The organism is Lysinibacillus sp. NPDC097287 (assembly GCF_044761695.1).
Taxonomy (GTDB): domain Bacteria; phylum Bacillota; class Bacilli; order Bacillales_A; family Planococcaceae; genus Lysinibacillus.
Window position 1 is genome coordinate 1 of sequence record NZ_JBIWCX010000073.1, and the last position, 1,219, is coordinate 1,219.

At 60.4% G+C, this 1,219-nt stretch carries 2 protein-coding genes; one reads left to right on the top strand and one right to left on the bottom strand.

The features are described 5' to 3' along the window. Positions 1–643: acyl-[acyl-carrier-protein] thioesterase (locus ACIQ2D_RS22180; protein ID WP_402867438.1), on the top strand; the 643-nt coding region annotated here is incomplete at its 5' end. Positions 644–792: 149 nt separating this feature from the next. Here ACIQ2D_RS22180 and ACIQ2D_RS22185 read toward each other — a convergent pair. Beyond that, a partial coding sequence (locus ACIQ2D_RS22185; RefSeq protein WP_402867439.1) for a sensor histidine kinase occupies positions 793–1,219 on the bottom strand: 427 nt, incomplete at its 5' end.

The window sequence follows — 1,219 nt, forward strand, 5'->3', positions numbered from 1 at the left end:
TGGCGTTGCACGTTATCTGCAGGACATCGGTTTCGACGATCTCGATGCGAGCGGCGCAGCGGCTGCCCACCCGGTGTGGGTCGTGCGCCGCACAGTCATCGATGTCATTCGTCCGGTCAGCTGGCCGGCTCGTGTGCGCATGCGCAGATGGTGCTCGGGGTTGTCGAGCAGGTGGTGCACGATGCGTGTCCGCATCGAATCCTACGGCTGCGGCTTGATCGAGACCGAAGGATTCTGGATAAATCTCAATCCGGTCAACGGGATGCCTTCCAGGATCGAAGAGAGTTTCATGGCCGGACTCGGTTCGACCGCCAACGATCACCGATTGAAGTGGAAACCCTGGCACACCGCTCATCCGGGCGATGGGGAGGAAACGACATTCGTCTTACGATCGAGCGATATCGATCCGTTCAACCACGTCAACAACGCCACGTATTGGCAGCCTGTCGAAGACCTGATCAGAGATTGGGCCGGACCCCGAAATCCACTCCCCTACCGAGCGATTCTCGAATATCGCTCTCCCATCACCGCGGGAAACGACGTGACCGTGCGGTATCACAGTTCAGGGGAGAGCCTGAGTAGTTGGTTCCTGGTCTCGGGTTCGGTGTGCGCGAGTGCCTACGTCACAGCGATCGAAGTGTAAGTCCCCGGGCCGGGTCACCTCTGCGCTCTGGTCTCTTGAATCGTCATTGATCGGTTCACCTCACGAGTTCTTGACCAGGTGTGCCGGTAGCGGCGGGGTGAGTGGGTGTTCCCGGAGCGTTTCCATTACCTCGAATGTCGCGTCGAATGTCACGCATCGACAGTTCCCCGGCAGTCGATGTGCCGCCCTTTCGGACGATGTACTGGCAACGCGATAACGAAGGTGGTGCCTTGCCCGGCTCCGTCACTCGCGGCGGTGATCTGTCCACCGTGTGCTTCGACGAGTGCTTTCGCGATGGACAGTCCGATCCCTGCCCCTCCGTGAGCACGATCGCGTGCTGCGTCGGCGCGATAGAAACGCTCGAACAGATAGGGGAGGTGCTCGGCGGCGACTCCATCGCCTTCGTCGGTGAGTGTGAGGATGAACCGATCCCCTTTCACCCGTCCCCGCACCTTCACTGTGCTCTGTGATCGACTGTGGCGCAGTGCGTTGTCGAGCAGATTGCTCAACACTTGCCCTATGCGCTCCGGGTCCAGCCACACCGACGGCAGATTTCCGGGGACGTCCACGCTCAGA